The organism is Pseudomonas sp. JDS08PS003, from assembly GCF_045013505.1.
In the GTDB taxonomy this organism is placed as follows: Bacteria; Pseudomonadota; Gammaproteobacteria; order Pseudomonadales; family Pseudomonadaceae; genus Aquipseudomonas; species Aquipseudomonas protegens_B.
On sequence record NZ_CP120724.1, the window covers coordinates 205757 to 222500 of the forward strand.

General features: G+C 60.8%; 16 protein-coding genes (1 of these 16 only partly in view). 3 read left to right on the top strand and 13 right to left on the bottom strand.

All coding sequences use genetic code 11. The features are described from left to right. Window positions 1-39: 39 nt before the first annotated feature. From P7C00_RS01000 to P7C00_RS01010, 3 genes are all read right to left on the bottom strand, one after another. On the bottom strand, window positions 40-1698 hold the full coding sequence (locus P7C00_RS01000) for a Na/Pi cotransporter family protein (protein WP_346634634.1): 1659 nt from the start codon (window positions 1696-1698) through the stop codon (window positions 40-42). 216 nt (window positions 1699-1914) lie between these two features. Continuing rightward, a complete protein-coding gene (locus P7C00_RS01005) occupies window positions 1915-2682 on the bottom strand; it encodes a TerC family protein (protein ID WP_123723793.1) in 768 nt (255 codons plus the stop codon). Between the two features lie 67 nt (window positions 2683-2749). Next, window positions 2750-4057 (bottom strand): CitMHS family transporter, encoded by a 1308-nt coding sequence (locus tag P7C00_RS01010; RefSeq protein ID WP_123723794.1) that lies wholly within the window; start codon window positions 4055-4057, stop codon window positions 2750-2752. A gap of 319 nt (window positions 4058-4376) precedes the next feature. On the opposite strand from P7C00_RS01010, the gene P7C00_RS01015 reads away from it, so the two are divergent. After that, window positions 4377-4778 (top strand): GFA family protein, encoded by a 402-nt coding sequence (locus P7C00_RS01015; RefSeq protein ID WP_404937998.1) that lies wholly within the window; start codon window positions 4377-4379, stop codon window positions 4776-4778. Between the two features lie 23 nt (window positions 4779-4801). On the opposite strand, the gene P7C00_RS01020 is transcribed toward P7C00_RS01015, so the two are convergent. From P7C00_RS01020 to P7C00_RS01065, 10 genes are all read right to left on the bottom strand, one after another. Further along, a complete protein-coding gene (locus P7C00_RS01020) occupies window positions 4802-6763 on the bottom strand; it encodes a DUF4105 domain-containing protein (RefSeq protein ID WP_346634632.1) in 1962 nt (653 codons plus the stop codon). After that, window positions 6760-7080 carry a DUF2388 domain-containing protein gene (locus tag P7C00_RS01025; protein WP_016963715.1) on the bottom strand — a complete coding sequence of 107 codons (321 nt, stop codon included), beginning with the start codon at window positions 7078-7080 and terminating at the stop codon, window positions 6760-6762. Before P7C00_RS01025 ends, P7C00_RS01020 begins: the two co-directional genes overlap by 4 nt. 27 nt (window positions 7081-7107) lie before the next feature. Next, window positions 7108-7401 carry a DUF2388 domain-containing protein gene (locus tag P7C00_RS01030; protein WP_404940128.1) on the bottom strand — a complete coding sequence of 98 codons (294 nt, stop codon included), beginning with the start codon at window positions 7399-7401 and terminating at the stop codon, window positions 7108-7110. A gap of 115 nt (window positions 7402-7516) precedes the next feature. Beyond that, window positions 7517-7834, bottom strand: a complete 318-nt coding sequence (locus P7C00_RS01035) for a DUF2388 domain-containing protein (RefSeq protein ID WP_123723799.1) — start codon at window positions 7832-7834, stop codon at window positions 7517-7519. Between the two features lie 473 nt (window positions 7835-8307). Beyond that, window positions 8308-8523 carry a DUF1127 domain-containing protein gene (locus tag P7C00_RS01040; protein WP_011058498.1) on the bottom strand — a complete coding sequence of 72 codons (216 nt, stop codon included), beginning with the start codon at window positions 8521-8523 and terminating at the stop codon, window positions 8308-8310. Between the two features lie 319 nt (window positions 8524-8842). Then, complete coding sequence (locus tag P7C00_RS01045) at window positions 8843-10336, bottom strand: acetyl-CoA hydrolase/transferase family protein (RefSeq protein WP_346634631.1); 1494 nt, start codon at window positions 10334-10336, stop codon at window positions 8843-8845. 179 nt (window positions 10337-10515) lie between these two features. Continuing rightward, window positions 10516-11952 (bottom strand): NAD(P)(+) transhydrogenase (Re/Si-specific) subunit beta, encoded by a 1437-nt coding sequence (locus P7C00_RS01050; RefSeq protein ID WP_296412596.1) that lies wholly within the window; start codon window positions 11950-11952, stop codon window positions 10516-10518. Then, window positions 11952-12275: an NAD(P) transhydrogenase subunit alpha gene (locus P7C00_RS01055; protein WP_005783507.1), complete on the bottom strand. Its 324-nt coding sequence runs from the start codon at window positions 12273-12275 to the stop codon at window positions 11952-11954. The genes P7C00_RS01050 and P7C00_RS01055 overlap by 1 nt, the downstream gene beginning before the upstream one ends. Before the next feature lie 15 nt (window positions 12276-12290). Continuing rightward, window positions 12291-13412, bottom strand: a complete 1122-nt coding sequence (locus tag P7C00_RS01060) for a Re/Si-specific NAD(P)(+) transhydrogenase subunit alpha (RefSeq protein ID WP_346634630.1) — start codon at window positions 13410-13412, stop codon at window positions 12291-12293. Between the two features lie 451 nt (window positions 13413-13863). Continuing rightward, window positions 13864-14763, bottom strand: coding sequence for a LysR family transcriptional regulator (locus tag P7C00_RS01065; RefSeq protein ID WP_346634629.1), 900 nt, complete (start codon window positions 14761-14763; stop codon window positions 13864-13866). 158 nt (window positions 14764-14921) lie between these two features. Here P7C00_RS01065 and P7C00_RS01070 point away from each other — a divergent pair, with 158 nt between their 5' ends. Both P7C00_RS01070 and P7C00_RS01075 read left to right on the top strand, forming a co-directional pair. Beyond that, window positions 14922-16103 (top strand): acyl-CoA dehydrogenase, encoded by a 1182-nt coding sequence (locus tag P7C00_RS01070; protein WP_077933165.1) that lies wholly within the window; start codon window positions 14922-14924, stop codon window positions 16101-16103. A gap of 13 nt (window positions 16104-16116) precedes the next feature. Further along, a protein-coding gene (locus tag P7C00_RS01075; RefSeq protein ID WP_404937999.1) for a CaiB/BaiF CoA transferase family protein crosses the window boundary here: on the top strand, window positions 16117-16744 show its 5' portion. 593 nt of this gene lie beyond the right edge of the window; only the first 628 of its 1221 coding nucleotides appear in the window; its start codon is at window positions 16117-16119; the stop codon falls past the right edge of the window.

The following is a 16744-nucleotide window of genomic DNA, read 5'->3' on the forward strand; positions in this document are numbered from 1 at the left end:
CGTGCGTAAGTTTTAGAGACTTCAGATAACGCTGGACGTTCAGGGTGAATGGGTGATGTCAGCCATGTCCTCGACTTCCAGCGCCCCGGTATCCGAGGTTTCCAGGACCACATAGGCGCTGCTGCAGAACAGCGAGTTGAGACGCTTCATATCGGCAATCAGTTCCAGGTGCAGGGAGCTGGTCTCGATGCTCTGGACGATCTTGCGCTGCAGCCGGCTGACGTGGGCGTGGGCCAGACGCCGTTCCTGGGCGCGGAAGCGGCGTTTCTCCCGCAGCAGTTGGCGGGCGCTTTCCGGGTCGGCGCTGAGAAATACCGAGAGCCCCAGGCGCAAGTTGGCGATCAGTTGCGCGTGCAGCCCGGTCAGTTCTTCCAGACCCACTTCGGAGAAGGAGCGGCGTTGCGATGTTTTCTGCTGCTGGACCTTGCGCAGCATGCGTTCAATCAGGTCGCTGGCCAGCTTGAGGTTGATCGCCAGTTCGATGATTTCCGCCCAGCGCCGGCTGTCCTGCTCGCTGAGGTCCTCCCGGGGCATTTGCGCCAGGTACAGCTTGATAGCGCTGTACAGTGCTTCGACATCGTCGCTCAGGGCGCGCATTTCCTGGGTAATGGCGGTCTGCTTGCCACGCAGCACATCGCGCATGGCTTCCAGCATATTGTCGATCAGGTCGCCGATGCGCAGGGTTTCCCGGGCGGCGTTGGCCAGGGCCAGGCTCGGGGTGGCCAGGGCAGTGGGATCGAGGTGCCGTGGTCGTGCACGGCCGTTGTCCTGGGGGCGCTCGGGCATCAGCCACGCGCAGAATCGCGCCATGGGGCCGACAGTGGGCAGCAGCAACAGGCAGCGGGCGGTGTTGTACAACAGGTGGAAGCCGATCACCACTTCCTGGGGACTGAAGTCCAGGCTGTCCATCCAGTGGGCCAGCGGGTCGAGTACCGGAATGATCAGCAGCAGGCCGATCAGCTTGTACAGCAGGCTGCCCAGCGCCACCTGGCGTCCGGCAGTGTTCTGCATGCTGGTGCTGAGGAAGGCCAGCACCCCGCTGCCGATGTTGGCGCCGATCACCAGGCCGATGGCCACCGGCAGGCTGATCACTCCGGCCCCGGCCAGGGTGGCGGTCAGCAGCACCGCTGCCAGGCTGGAGTAGGACACCATGGCGAACACCGCGCCCATCAGCGCATCCAGGAGGATGTCGCCGGTAAGCGAGGCGAACAGCACCTTCACCCCTTGAGCGTGAGTAATCGGCGCTGCGGCTTCGACGATCAGTTGCAGGGCCAGGATGATCAGGCCCAGGCCGATGCCAACCCGGCCCAACTGACCGGCGCGGGTCTGCTTGCGCGACAGGAAGAAAATCACCCCGAGGAAGATCAGCAGCGGCGACAGCCAGGACAGGTCGAAGGTCAGCACCCGGGCCATCAATGCGGTGCCGACATCGGCACCCAGCATGGTTGCCAGCGCCGGGGTCAGTGCCATCAGGCCCTGGCCGACAAAGGAGGTCACCAGCATCGCCGTGGCGTTGCTGCTCTGGACCATGGCGGTCACCAGGATGCCGGCGACGAAGGCCAGCGGTCGCCTGGCCATGTTCTGACCGATCACGTGGCGCAGGTTGGAGCCGTAGACCCGCAGGATGCCGGTACGGACGATGTGCGTGCCCCAGATCAGCAGGGCCACGGCGGAAAGCAGATTGAGCAGGGTCAGCATGAGAGGCCCCCCCTGGGGTGAAGAGCCCCAAGCGGGGCCAGTGGACGTTGTTGCGCGAGGTTCTACGTTATGTATTTAAGCTGTAGTTGGCTAACGCACAGGACGCCAGCATCGCATAGCTAAACCGGTGATTGAAACAAAACTGTCATGAAAACAGCTGCCTGCAGACGTGAAAAAGGGGCTCGAAAGCCCCTTTTGCTTGAGTGCGTTCGCGGTTTATTGACCAGGAACGTCCTTGCGCAGTTTTACCGGGTCCTGCTGTTTTTTCTTCTTCGCGATGGCGGTGCGCATCTTGATGTTGATGGCTTCCACCGCCAGGGAGAAGGCCATGGCGAAGTAGACGTAGCCTTTTGGTACGTGCACTTCGAAGGCCTCGGCGATCAGTACGGTGCCGACTACCAGCAGGAACGACAGCGCGAGCATCTTCAGCGACGGGTGCTTGTCGATGAATTCGCTGATGGTGCCGGCCGCCAGCATCATCACCAGGACCGCGACGATGATCGCCGCCACCATGACCGGTACATGGGACACCATGCCCACCGCGGTGATGACCGAGTCCAGGGAGAAGACGATGTCGATGATCGCGATCTGGATGATGGTGTAGAGGAAGTTGCCGCCCTTGCCTTTGGGTTCATCCAGGGTTTCGTCTTCACCTTCCAGGGCGTGGTACATCTCCTGGGAGCTTTTCCACAGCAGGAACAGGCCGCCGAAGAACAGAATCAGGTCTCGTCCGGAAATGCCTTGGCCGAAGACCACGAACAGGTCGGCCGTCAGGCGCATGACCCAGGTGATCGACAGCAGCAACAGAATCCGCGTGACCATGGCCAGCGCCAGACCGAAGATCCGCGTGCGCGCCTGCATGTGCTTGGGCATGCGGCTGACCAGGATCGAAATCATGATGATGTTGTCGATGCCCAGGACGATTTCCAGGGCGGTCAAGGTAAAGAAGGCAACCCAGATTTCCGGGTTGGTCAGCCATTCCATGTGTATTCCTTTGAGCGGTTGTTATGGCCCGGGCCGGGAAGCCGGCCCGAGCGAAGAATCATTGCTTTTATAGAGTGCTGAACAGCGGAAAAATCCCCATCAGCAAAGCGGCGAACATTATGCACAGACAGACCAGCACTGCCCACTTGAGGGTGAAGCGCTGGTGATCGCCGAACTCGATGCCTGCCAGGGCCACCAACAGATAGGTCGAGGGTACCAGCGGGCTGAGCAAGTGCACCGGTTGGCCGACGATCGACGCGCGGGCCATTTCCACCGCCGTGATGCCGTAATGACTGGCGGCTTCTGCCAGCACCGGCAATACGCCGTAGTAGAAGGCGTCGTTGGACATGAAGAAGGTGAACGGCATGCTCACCAGCGCGGTGATCACTGCGAGATAGGGACCCAGGGCGTCAGGGATCACTGCCAGCAGGCTCTTGGACATGGCGTCGACCATGCCGGTACCGGACAGGATGCCGGTGAAGATACCGGCAGCAAAGATCAGCCCGACCACTGCCAGCACGCTGCCGGCGTGAGCCGCAACCCTGTCCTTCTGCTGCTGCAGGCAGGGGTAGTTGACGATCATGGCAATACTGAAGGCCACCATGAACAGTACCGGTAACGGCAGCAGCCCGGCGATCAGCGCGCACATCAGGGCGAAGGTCAGAGCACCGTTGAACCAGATCAGCTTCGGACGACGAGCGTCGGGGTACTGCGAGACGCTGATTTCACTGTGGTCGATCTCATCGCCCGCCAGGTGCAGTTCACCCAGGCGTGCGCGCTCACGTTTGCCGTACAGATAGGCGATCGCCAGGATCGCCACCACGCCGGCCAGCATGGCCGGGATCATCGGGACGAAAATGTCCGACGGGTCCACGTGCAAAGCGCTGGCGGCACGGGCGGTAGGACCGCCCCAGGGGGTCATGTTCATCACCCCGCCGGCGAGGATGATCAGGCCGGCCATGATCCGCGGGCTCATGCCGATGCGGCTGTACAGCGGCAGCATGGCGGCCACGCAGATCATGTAGGTGGTGGCACCGTCACCGTCCAGGGACACCACCAGGGCCAGCACGGCGGTGCCGACCGAGACCTTCAGCGGGTCGCCCTTGACCAGCTTGAGGATCTTGCGCACCGCCGGGTCGAACAGGCCGGAGTCGATCATCAGGGCGAAATACAGAATGGCGAACATCAGCATCACGCCGGTGGGCGCCAGCTTGGTGATGCCTTCGAGCATCATGGGACCGATCTTCGGCGCGAAACCGCCGAACAGGGCGAACAGGATCGGCACGATGATCAGCGCGATCAGCGCGGACAGGCGCTTGGTCATGATCAGGAACATGAACGTGATGACCATGGCGAAGCCAAGGAAAGTCAGCATGGGAATACTCCAGGCGTAGCGCGGCTAGGGAATGGCGAACCGGGTGGGATCAGCGCAGAACGGCAAGCACGAGGCGTACGGGAGGAGTCGAAGCGAACAGGCGGGTACGAGCAGACATCAGAATCACCATTGTTGTTGTTAATAGGGCCGGGAGCGCCAGAAACGCCCGCTGTGGCCAACCGGTCTTTTGCCGGTAGTGGAGGCGATCCTAATCGGGGAAGCTTTCAGCCAGCTTTCGACATTGAAAGGAAACGGTGGATGTTCCTGCAGGCGACCAGCGGCATAAAGTGATGGGCATGGGCCCACAAGAGGAATGCACATGAGTGAGTTGCACACCGGAGGCTGCCACTGCGGGCGGCTGCGCTACCAGTTCAGCGGGCCACTGCGGGATATTGCTCACTGTCATTGCTCGGTCTGCCGCCGGGTCAGTGGCGGTCTGGTGACCACCTGGATCACCCTGCCCGCCCGGGCTTTCACATGGCTGGAGGGAGCTCCCGCCCGCTATGACTCCTCCAGCAGCTGTGCCCGTTATTTCTGCGGCAACTGTGGAGCACAGCTGGCGTTGATAACCCATCTGAGTCCCGAGAGCATCGACGTGACCATTGCCAGTCTGGATCACCCTGAGTTGGCGCCGGCCGAGCGACACATCTGGACTGACAACCGACTGCCTTGGCTACATCTGGATGAGCACTTGCCCGCGGAGCCGCAGGAAACATTGTAGGAGCCGGCTTGCCGGCGAAGCTTTCAAGGCAGCTCTAACCCACCCGCCGCCTTGTGCAGAGCCCGCAGATGCTCGCCCACCTGCTTCAGATTGGCCTCGTTGGCGGCAATTTCCGCCGCCCGTGCCGGCTCCAGCAGGGCCCGCACTTCCTTGTCCAGTTCGCCGGTCAGGGATTGCAGCTGTTTCTGCCGCTCACTGCTTTCGGACTCCAGGCGCTGCCATTCGCCGGGCTGGGGCAAGCCATAGCCGCTGCTGCCCAGCAGCTCCGCCGGTCGGCTGAGGAAACCGCTGTTGGCGAGAATTTCCTGCAAGGTCTTGTTGGCTTTCTCCATGCCGCCATTCTTCAGTTCCCGGGCGCCGAGGTAGCGCTGCTTGACCTCGTCCTGGGCCAGCAACAGTTGCCGGCGATAGCTGGCCTGCTCCAGGAGCAGCAAGGCCGCGCTGGTACGCAGGTCGGCCCGGTCGAACCACTGGCGGCGCTCCGCGGCGCTCAGTGACAGCCAGTCTTCGACGCTGGCCTGCTTGATCGGCAGGTGCTTTTTGATCACCTCGAACATTGCCTGGTAGCGGTCGCGGAAGGAGTCGAAGCGATAGCCCAGGCGTAGCGCTTCCCGGGGATCGTCGAGCACGCTGGTGTCCGCCAGTCCCCTGCCCTTGAGTACTTCCAGCAAGCCGTTGGGCATGATGCTGTCGAGGCCGATCAGTTGTTTGTTGTTGCTGCCGCTACGCAGCAGCTTGAGGCTTTCCACCGCGCAGTTGTTGGACAGAAAGTAATAGTTGCCGTCATAGCTCCAGTGCATCTCGGCGGCGTGCTCCACCACTTCCTCGATCTCGCTGCGTGACAGCTTCAAGGGCACGGACGCCAGGCTGCGCAGTTCGGTCTTGGTGTATTCATCGATGACTTGCGACAGCGGCAGGACGAAAAGCCGCGAAGGATATTTGCCCACCAGGCCATCCCAACTGGACAACTGCACATCACCGACAAAGGCGCGATAGGACAGCACCAGATGCTGGTCCAGGTCCAGGCGGCAATCCGGGCCACGGGGCCGGCCCGGGGCACAGATCACCAGGCGCAGCATGCTGTGGCCCCAGCGGCTGACCCAGTTCTGGTTGGCTTCGGCCAGCAGGTAGTCCACCGCGTAGACCCGCTCCGGGTCCACCTTGCCCAGGGGCGTCTTGGCGAAGTCGTTGCCGGCGTTGAGGAAGGCGAAGGACTGGGCGCAGTTGTCCTTGGCGGCCGGGGCCCAGGCGAAATGTTCCTGGTAATAGCGGTACAGCGCCGGGCGGCGGCAGGCGTAGCTCGGATCGAGGAGGAAGTACTCCATGTTCACCGCTACGAACTCTTTCGGGTTGGTGGTCTCGTAGAGGTCCGGACTGCGAGCTATCTGCCGGTTGTGCTGTTCCCGCTCTCCGCGGCGGCCGACATATTGCGGCCAGCCGGCCAGGTCCAGCAGTCGCGGGTCGTCGCTGAGGGTGAAGCGGCGATCGTTCTGGCCCCGGCACTCATCCGGCAGGCCGATCAGGCCGGAGGTGCCGGTCTTGCGGGTGCAGCGCTGGATCAGGCTGCGTTCGGCGCTGGGCCATAAACGCGCACGATCATAAATGTGGGTCAGTTCATGCAGTACGGTGGCGAGTAGCTCCCGGCGCACGGTGCCGTGAGGGCGACTGGTCTTCTGGTTCGCAGCGGAGCCATCGGCCAGGCTGGGTAGCAGAGCGCGGTTGAGGTCCAGTTCCGCAACCAGGGATGCCGCGCCATAGGCGTTGTCGGGCATCTGGTCGGTCCAGCCGACATCAATGGTGCGATCCAGTTGCTGGATCAAACGCGGCGGCAATGCCTGCATCGCTTCATCCAGCAGCGCCTGGCTGGCGTGTTGTTGCGCCGGGCTCAAACCATCGGTCTTGAGGCGCAATTGCAGGTCGGCCTGGGCGGTGCCACAGAGCAGCGCCAGGGTCCCGGCCAGCAGCCAGGCGAAGACTGGCTTCACAGGGCGAGGATAGCTTCGGCCAGGACCTGATCGCTGGCGTCACGGGCTTCCGGCAGCTGGGTACGCAGGGCAGTGAACGCCGCTTCCAGTTGTGCGCCACGGATATCGCCATTGCTGGCGACGAAGCTGGCGGCATCGTCATGGGCTTCGCGCACGACTTTGGAGTCACGGATCGAGGTGGTGGTGTCCGAGGTGAAATCGATCGTGCGGCCAGAGGCGCGGACGATGATATTACTGGTGGCCACCAGGGTGTGTGCCTGGGCCACGTCGGCCAACAACAGCAGGCCAAGGGTGGCGGCAATCAGCGGGCTACGCATGGAACGACTCCGGAATAACAGGGATGGCTATTGGACGAGAATTGCCTGCGCCAGTTCAAGGTCGCTGGCATGAAGTTTTGCCTGGTGTTGCCGCAGATATTTCAGCGTGGACTCCAGGCGTGCCCCACGCAGTTGGCCGTCGGTCGCAATGAAGGCGGCGGCGTCATCCTGGGCGGCGAGCAGCAGTTTATGGTCGAAGGGCGCCGAGGTCACCTGGCTTGTAGCGTAAGCCGTGATGACCGAACTCTGGGTCGTCAGGTCGAATGCCTGCACCGAGGAGGCCCAACAGACAGCGATCAATAGTGGAGCGAAAAGCGAAATTCGGAACAAACCCAAGAGTCTCGACAGCTGAAAACCAGCGCCAAGGCTAGCGCAATGGCCCGGACAGGGCCAGTGCAGAGGCTTTCAGGTGCGTATACGCACCTGAAACGGCAGGTCAGATCGCCAGGATTGCCTGAGCCAGTTGTGTGTCAGTGGCCTGCAGTTGAGGGGCTTGTTGGCGGATGTGGGCGAAGGCACTTTCCAGTTTTACCCCACGAATTGCGCCGTCGGTGGCGACGAAGCTGGCGGCGTCATCCCGGGCAGCGCGGACAATCTTGTTGTCGCGCAGGGAGGAAGTGGCGTCGGAGGTCGCATCGGTCGTGGCCTTGAGGGCGCCGACAATGGCATCAGTGGTCACGATCAGGCTAGTGGCGTGGGCATTGGTAGCCAGGGCCAGCAGTGCGGCAGCGCTGAGCAGGCGAAGACGGGACATGGGTAACTCCTGTGAATGAACAGACAATTAAAGGGCGCTGAGTGAGACGCCGGGCAGCCACTGCGAGGTGCTGTGTCTGATGGATCTGACGCAGCTCGGACGAGAATCGCTACGTCACTTCAGATATTAGGCTGAGCTGTTCTATTCGCACAGATCTGTGTCAGGGCTGGGGACCGCCAACAATGGGTGCATGACGCAGTCCACGTTGATACGTCGAACGATTGGCTTGCGGCATCGTGGTGTTGGGTTTCACGGCGGCTAGACAGATACATCCGGGTTTAAATTGTACTGGTTGTATTTTGATTTTATTAAAACTGTACCTGTCATTGTCAGGTACAGGCTTTCCTTTACCTTTGGACATTTGTCATCGGCCCAGAACGACAAAACCCGTCGTGGTTTCCCACGACGGGTTTTGTGTGTGCAATTCGGGGTGCTGGCGGTGGACCCGGAGGGTCAGGGCCAGCGACGCTGCGTTAGCGCCAGAACGGCTTGCTCAGCTCTTCGTAGCGTTGTGCTTCGCTGATCCCGGCATCGGCCAGCAGACGCGAATCCAGGCGAGCCAGTTGATGGCGGCTGGAGATGCGGCGCTGCCACAACATCAGGTTGGCGATAACGCGCAGAGGCAGGGAAGCCTGGGTTTTTTCAGCTTTGTCTTCGAAGAACAGTTCGGAACTGAGTGTACGTTCCATGGTTGACATCCTTCCGCTTGTGGCGGGATCAGGTAGTGGTTTAACTGGTGCCCATGATCCTCTTCCCGCGCAAGACTCTGTAGATACAGTTCACCTGTATTGTGAGGGACCAGTTAACTGTTTATAGGGGCTGTACTGTTCGGAAATGGCGCAACTGTACCTGTCAGCACCTTTTTGGTGCGTTTAGGCGGTTTTTGATTGGGGATTAACGGTTTCAGGCGAGGAAAAGACCGGTACAGCAGTACAGTTTTTGTCGACCTTTAGTGGACGGCTGGCGAGCTGACGAAACTGTGTTTGCGTCAGCTGCCAACTGTATCAATCACTCGGCGAGCATCTTCCCGGTTTCTTCCAGGTTGATGTGCCAGCTCAGAGCATCACGCAGGATGTGCGGCGTGTGACCACCCAGGGCGCAGGCCTTGGTGAAGTAGTCATTCAGCGCGTCGCGGTAGGACGGATGCACACAGTTGTCGATGATCACCCGGGCCCGCTCACGTGGCGCCAGGCCACGCAAGTCGGCGAGGCCGATCTCGGTCACCAGGATGTCGACGTCATGCTCGGTGTGGTCTACGTGGCTGACCATGGGTACCACGCTGGAAATCGCCCCGCCCTTGGCAATCGACTTGGTGACGAAGATCGCCAGGTGCGCGTTGCGGGCGAAGTCGCCGGAGCCGCCGATGCCGTTCATCATCCGCGTGCCGCAGACATGGGTGGAGTTGACGTTGCCGTAGATGTCGAACTCCAGTGCGGTGTTGATGCCGATGATGCCCAGGCGGCGCACGACTTCCGGATGGTTGGAGATCTCCTGTGGACGCAGCACCAGCTTGTCCTTGTAGCGCTCCAGATTGCCGAACACGTCGGCGTTGCGCCGGCTCGACAGGGTGATGGAGCTGCCCGAGGCGAAGCTGAGCTTGCCGGCGTCGATCAGGTCGAAGGTCGAGTCCTGCAGTACTTCGGAGTACATGGTCAGGTTCTCGAACGGCGACTCGATCAGGCCGCACATCACTGCGTTGGCGATGTTGCCGATACCCGCCTGCAGCGGGCCGAGCTTGTTGCTCATGCGCCCTGCGTCCACTTCCTGCTTGAGGAAATCGATCAGGTGATTGGCGATGCCCTGGGTTTCGCTGTCCGGGGTGGACACGGTAGACGGCGAGTCGGGCTGGTTGGTGATGACGATGGCGACGATCTTGTCCGCTGGAATCGGAATCGCGGTGCTGCCGATGCGATCGTCGACCTTCACCAGGGGGATTGGGGTGCGGGTTGGACGATAAGTCGGGATATAGATGTCGTGCAGGCCTTCCAGGTTCGGGTTGTGCGCCAGGTTGATCTCGACGATCACCTGCTTGGCGAAGATCGCGAAGCTGGCGGAGTTGCCCACCGAGGTGGTCGGTACGATGTGCCCCTGCTCGGTAATGGCCACGGCTTCGATCACCGCAATGTCTGGCAGCTTGAGCTGCTGGTTGCGCAGTTGCTCGACGGTTTCCGAAAGGTGCTGGTCGATGAACATCACTTCGCCGGCGTTGATCGCCTTGCGCAGGGTGCTGTCGACCTGGAACGGCATGCGCCGGGCCAGGACGCCGGCTTCGGTGAGTTGCTTGTCCAGGTCGTTGCCCAGGCTGGCGCCGGTCATCAGGCTGATTTTCAGCGGGGTTACCTTGGCCCGTTCGGCCAGGGCATGGGGCACGGCCTTGGCCTCACCAGCGCGGGTGAAGCCGCTCATGCCGACGGTCATGCCGTCCTCAATCAGGGCGGCAGCGTCGGCGGCGCTCATCACCTTATCCAACAACGAAGGCAAGCGGATACGATCACGGTACATGGATTGTTATCTCGGGCAACGGAAGCAAGAAGCGCAGTCTAGTGATTTCAAAAAAAAACGCCCCGCGACAAAGGTCGAATGAAAGGCCCTGATCTAGAGCCTTCTGTCGGCTTTATGGTGTAAATAAAAAACCCCAGCCTACTAAAGGCTGAGGTTTGGGGTATTGCGCTACAGCAGCTTTATTCGACGGCTTTGACCATGTCTTCGATGACCTTCTTCGCGTCGCCGAAGACCATCATGGTCTTGTCCAGGTAGAACAGTTCGTTGTCCAGACCGGCATAACCACTGGCCATGGAGCGCTTGTTGACGATGATGGTCTTGGCCTTGAAAGCCTCAAGGATCGGCATGCCGGCGATGGGCGATTTCGGATCGTTCTTCGCCGCCGGGTTGACCACGTCGTTGGCACCCAGGACCAGCACCACGTCGGCCTGGCCGAACTCGGAGTTGATGTCTTCCATCTCGAATACCTGGTCGTAAGGCACTTCGGCTTCGGCCAGCAATACGTTCATGTGGCCGGGCATGCGCCCTGCTACCGGGTGGATCGCGTACTTCACGGTCACGCCGCGGTGGGTCAGCTTTTCGGTCAGCTCTTTCAGCGCGTGCTGGGCCCGCGCTACCGCCAGGCCGTAGCCGGGAACGATGATCACCGTGTCCGCGTTGGTCAGCAGGAAGGTCGCATCGTCAGCCGAGCCGGATTTCACCGGACGGGCTTCCTGTGCACCGGCCGGGCCGCCCGCATCGGCGCTGTTGCCGAAACCGCCCAGCAGCACGTTGAAGAACGAACGGTTCATCGCCTTGCACATGATGTACGAGAGGATTGCACCGCTGGAGCCCACCAGGGAGCCGGCGATGATCAGCATCGAGTTGTTCAGGGAGAAACCGATCCCTGCCGCTGCCCAGCCCGAATAGCTGTTGAGCATCGACACCACCACCGGCATGTCGGCGCCGCCGATCGGGATGATGATCAGCACGCCCATGACGAAGGCCAGGGCCAGCATCAGGGCAAAGGCGCCGAGGTTGCCGGTGACCATGAAGGTCACACCCAGGCCGAGGGTGGCCAGGCCCAGCACCAGGTTGAGCTTGTGCTGCCCGGCGAACTGTACTGGTGCGCCCTGGAACAGGCGGAACTTGTACTTGCCCGACAGCTTGCCGAAGGCGATCACCGAGCCGGAGAAGGTGATGGCACCGATGGCCGCGCCGAGGAACAGTTCCAGGCGGTTACCGGCGGGGATCGCGTCGCCCAGGTGCTTGACGATGCCCAGAGACTGCGGCTCGACTACGGCGGCAATGGCGATGAACACCGCGGCCAGGCCGATCATGCTGTGCATGAAGGCCACCAGCTCCGGCATCTTGGTCATCTCAACGCGCTTGGCCATGATCGAACCGGCGGTGCCGCCGATCAGCAGGCCGACAATCACGTAGCCAATGCCGGCGGTCGCCAGTTCAGCGCCGAGCTTATAAATGAGGCCAATGGTGGTCAGCACCGCCAAGGCCATGCCCAGCATGCCGAACAGGTTGCCGCGTCGGGACGTGGTCGGGTGCGAAAGGCCCTTGAGCGCCTGGATAAAACACACCGAGGCGATCAGATAGAGGGTTGTTACCAGGTTCATGCTCATTATTTCTGCACCTCTTCTTTCACGGCTTTGGGCGCTTTCTTCTTGAACATTTCCAGCATGCGGCGGGTGACCAGGAAGCCACCGAACACGTTGACCGCAGCCAGGGCTACGGCCAGGGTGCCCATGGTCTTGCCCAGCGGGGTCACGGTCAGGGCGGCAGCCAGCATGGCACCGACGATGACGATGGCGGAAATGGCGTTGGTCACGGCCATCAGGGGCGTGTGCAGTGCGGGTGTGACGTTCCAGACCACGTGGTAACCGACATAGATCGCCAGCACGAAGATGATCAGGTTGTAGATACCGGGGGAGATAAGCTCTTCCATCGTCTGAATCCCTGCTTAGGCGTTTTTGCGGATGACTTGGCCGTCGCGGCACATCAGGCACGCGGCGACGATGTCGTCTTCGAGGTTGACTTCGAACTGCCCTTCTTTAGTGAAGACAAGCTTCAGGAAGTCCAGCAGGTTGCGGGCGTACAGCGCCGAGGCATCTGCAGCTACTGCGCCGGCCAGGTTGGTCGGGCCGACGATGGTTACACCGTTTTCGACCACGACCTGATCCGCTACGGTCAGTGGGCAGTTGCCGCCTTGTGCTGCTGCCAGGTCGATGACCACCGAGCCGGGTTTCATCTGGGCGACAGTCTCGGCACTCAGCAGCGTCGGTGCCTTGCGGCCTGGGATCAGCGCGGTGGTGATGACGATATCGGCTTGCTTTGCACGCTCGTGGACCGCCTGGGCCTGGCGCTGCATCCAGCTGGCCGGCATGGGACGGGCGTAGCCACCGACACCGACAGCGCACTCGCGCTCTTCGTCGGTCTCGTAAGGCACGTCGACGAACTTGGCCCCCAGGGACTCGATCTGCTCCTTCACCGCCGGGCGCACGTCCGAAGCCTCGATCACCGCGCCCAGGCGCTTGGCCGTGGCAATGGCCTGCAGCCCTGCCACACCGGCGCCGAGGATCAGCACGCGGGCCGCTTTGACGGTGCCGGCGGCGGTCATCAGCATTGGCATGAAGCGCGGGTAGTAGTGGGCGGCCAGCAGCACAGCCTTGTAGCCGGCAATGTTGGCTTGGGACGACAGCACGTCCAGGCTCTGGGCCCGGGAAGTGCGTGGAGCTGCCTCCAGGGCGAAGGCGGTAATGCCGTGTTCGGCCAGCTTGGCGATGGTTTCATTGCTGAACGGATTGAGCATGCCCACCAGTACGGTGCCGCTCTTGATCAGAGCCAGCTCGCTGTCGCTGGGGGCCACTACCTTGAGGATCAGTTCGGCGCCAAAGGCATCGTTGGCGTTGCCAATGGTTGCCCCTGCCGCTTCATAGGCACTGTCGACCACGCTGGCGTTGATGCCGGCGCCGCTTTGCACAGTGACTTTATGACCCTGGCCGATCAGCTTCTTGATGGTTTCCGGGGTTGCAGCTACCCGTGTTTCACCCGTCTGGGTTTCGAGAGGAACACCAATGTGCACGTCAAATCTCCTGCTTGATCTTATTGCTTTCGATCTTTCTTAGAAGGCCAGCGCACTGAGGAGGGTGCGGCTGGGGCGGCCGATCAGCACGATCCCGCTGAAATCACAGCGGGGCGCGGCATTTTGCAGGCGAACTTTGAGGCCTTCAAGGGATTCTGACTAGTGACGGAAAATTAACTACAAGTCACCCCGTGACCGAATGTCGCAACGTACAGGCTTAACCCCTTGTAAGCCGTGCCTTTCAAGGCTTTATCCATCAAATTAAGATTTTTCTCATCGGTGGCGTGAATAGTCTTACATCGCCTCTAAGTAAACCCTACAAGCCGCGTGGTTAGGCGCTTGTAGGACGATTGTCCAAGGTGTCGGTACAGTCTGTTTAAATGCGACAAATAGTTATATCTGTAGGGCTTTTTATTATTTGACTACGGGGTCAGCTATTGGCTCGAAGCCTTCATTTACTGAGGTTGTAGCTGTTCGCCTGGCCCACCAGCCAATCGCGAAATGCCCGTAAAGAGGCTGACTCCACCTTGCGCTCGGGAATCATCAGGTAATACGCCTTGATGCTCGTCAGTGCTTGAGGGTTGGCAATCACCAGGCGTTTTTCCGCCAGTTCGCGTTGAATGAGAAAGGCTGGAATCAGGGCGATGCCCATGTCGTGCATGGCTGCCTGGGCGAGCATGGAGAATAGCTCGTAGCGTGGCCCTGTCATGTCGCGGGGGACGTTCATTTGTTGTGAGTTGAACCATTGTCGCCAGGCATAGGGGCGTGTGGTCTGCTGCAGCAGGGGCAGCTCGGCAATGGCTTTGGCGCTCAGTTGCTGGCTGCTACCCAGTATGGCCGGGCTGCACACCGGCACTGGATGCTCGCCCATCAGACGATGGGACTGAGTGCCGGACCAGTCAGCGTCGCCGAAGTAGATGGCCGCGTCGAAGGGGGTATCAGCGAACAGGAAGGGGCGCGTGCGGTTGGTCAGGTTGACGGTGACTTCGGGGTGTTGCTGCTGGAAGTCCTTGAGGCGTGGCAGCAGCCATTGAGTGCCGAAGGTCGGCACCACTGCCAGTTCGATGACATTGGCGCCTTGCTGACCCATTACGGAAAGAGTGTCGCGCTCTACTGCATCCAGTTGAGTCGCGACCCGTCGACTGTAGGAAAGGCCGGCTTCGGTAAGTTTGACTCCCCGCCGCGAGCGTCGGAAAAGTTCTACACCGAGGAACTCCTCCAGGCTGGCGATCTGTCGGCAGACGGCACCCTGGGTCAGGGAAAGCTCCTGTGCCGCCTTGGTAAAGCTCTCGTGGCGGGCGGCTGCCTCGAAGCTGATCAGGGCGGCGGTACTGGGGATCTTTCTGCGCATGTACGGCTATCTCACTAATGGTGGCTGTGGATGGCACTTTCTGCCGTTACGAAGTGAGAAATTAGCACAACAGCATGCAAAATCCTCGTTTGCCGGGAGGCTCCTGCTGGGCCTAGGATCAGCCCACGATAGTTGACCTACTTCACGAGGACTCACTCATGGGCGGCAAAGCAAGCTTCAACTGGATCGATCCCCTTTTGCTGGACCAGCAACTCACCGAAGAAGAGCGCATGGTCCGCGACAGTGCCGAGCAGTTCGCTCAAGACAAGCTGGCACCACGGGTTCTGGAAGCTTTCCGCCATGAGAAGACCGACCCGGCCATCTTCCGGGAAATGGGTGAAGTCGGCCTGTTGGGTGCGACCATTCCCGAGCAGTACGGCGGCAGTGGCCTGAACTATGTGTGCTATGGCCTGATCGCTCGTGAAGTGGAGCGCGTGGACTCGGGTTACCGCTCCATGATGAGTGTGCAGTCGTCCCTGGTGATGGTGCCGATCAACGAGTTCGGCACCGAAGCGCAAAAGCAGAAGTATCTGCCGAAGCTGGCTTCTGGCGAATGGATTGGCTGCTTTGGTCTGACCGAGCCGAATCATGGTTCCGACCCGGGCGCGATGATCACTCGCGCTCGTAAAGTGGAAGGTGGCTACAGCCTGACCGGCAGCAAGATGTGGATCACCAACAGTCCGATCGCGGATGTGTTTGTGGTCTGGGCCAAGGATGACGCTGGTGATATCCGTGGCTTCGTTCTGGAGAAAGGCTGGAAAGGCCTGAGCGCTCCAGCCATCCATGGCAAGGTGGGGCTGCGGGCATCGATCACCGGCGAGATCGTCATGGATAACGTCTTTGTGCCGGAAGAGAACATCTTCCCGGATGTGCGCGGTCTGAAAGGTCCTTTCACTTGCTTGAACTCGGCACGCTACGGCATCTCCTGGGGAGCACTGGGCGCGGCGGAATTCTGCTGGCACACCGCGCGTCAATACACCCTTGATCGTCAGCAGTTCGGTCGTCCTCTGGCCGCCACTCAGTTGATCCAGAAAAAACTGGCGGACATGCAGACCGAGATTACTCTCGCCCTTCAGGGCTGCCTGCGTCTGGGGCGGATGAAGGATGAAGGTACCGCGGCGGTGGAAATCACCTCGATCATGAAGCGCAACTCCTGCGGCAAGTCTCTGGATATCGCGCGCATGGCTCGTGACATGCTGGGTGGTAACGGGATCTCCGATGAGTTTGGTATCGCTCGCCATCTGGTGAACCTGGAGGTGGTCAACACCTACGAAGGCACCCACGACGTGCATGCGCTGATTCTCGGGCGTGCACAAACCGGTATCCAGGCGTTCTATTAATAGGAGAGCGGCCATGGGCGCGTTATCGCATCTGCGGGTACTGGATTTATCGCGAGTACTGGCCGGGCCTTGGTCCGGGCAGATCCTTGCGGACCTGGGGGCCGAGGTCATCAAGGTCGAGCGTCCGGGCAATGGTGACGATACACGCGCCTGGGGGCCGCCCTTCCTTAAAGATGCCTATGGCGAGAACACCACGGAAGCGGCTTATTATCTGTCGGCCAACCGTAACAAGCAGTCAGTGACCATCGACTTCACTCGTCCTGAAGGGCAGCAGTTGGTGCGTGAGCTGGCTGCCAAGTCGGATATTGTCATTGAGAACTTCAAGGTTGGTGGGCTGGCTGCATATGGCCTGGACTATGAATCGCTCAAGGCAACCAATCCGAGCCTGATTTATTGCTCGATCACCGGGTTTGGTCAGACCGGACCCTATGCCAAGCGGGCGGGTTATGACTTCATGATTCAGGGGTTGGGTGGGTTGATGAGCCTGACCGGACGCCCTGAGGGTGATGAGGGGGCTGGGCCGGTGAAGGTCGGTGTGGCGTTGACCGATATTCTGACCGGGCTGTACTCGACGGTGGCGATTTTGGCGGCCTTGGCCCATCGGGATCAGGGAGGCGGCGGCCAGCACATCGATATGGCGC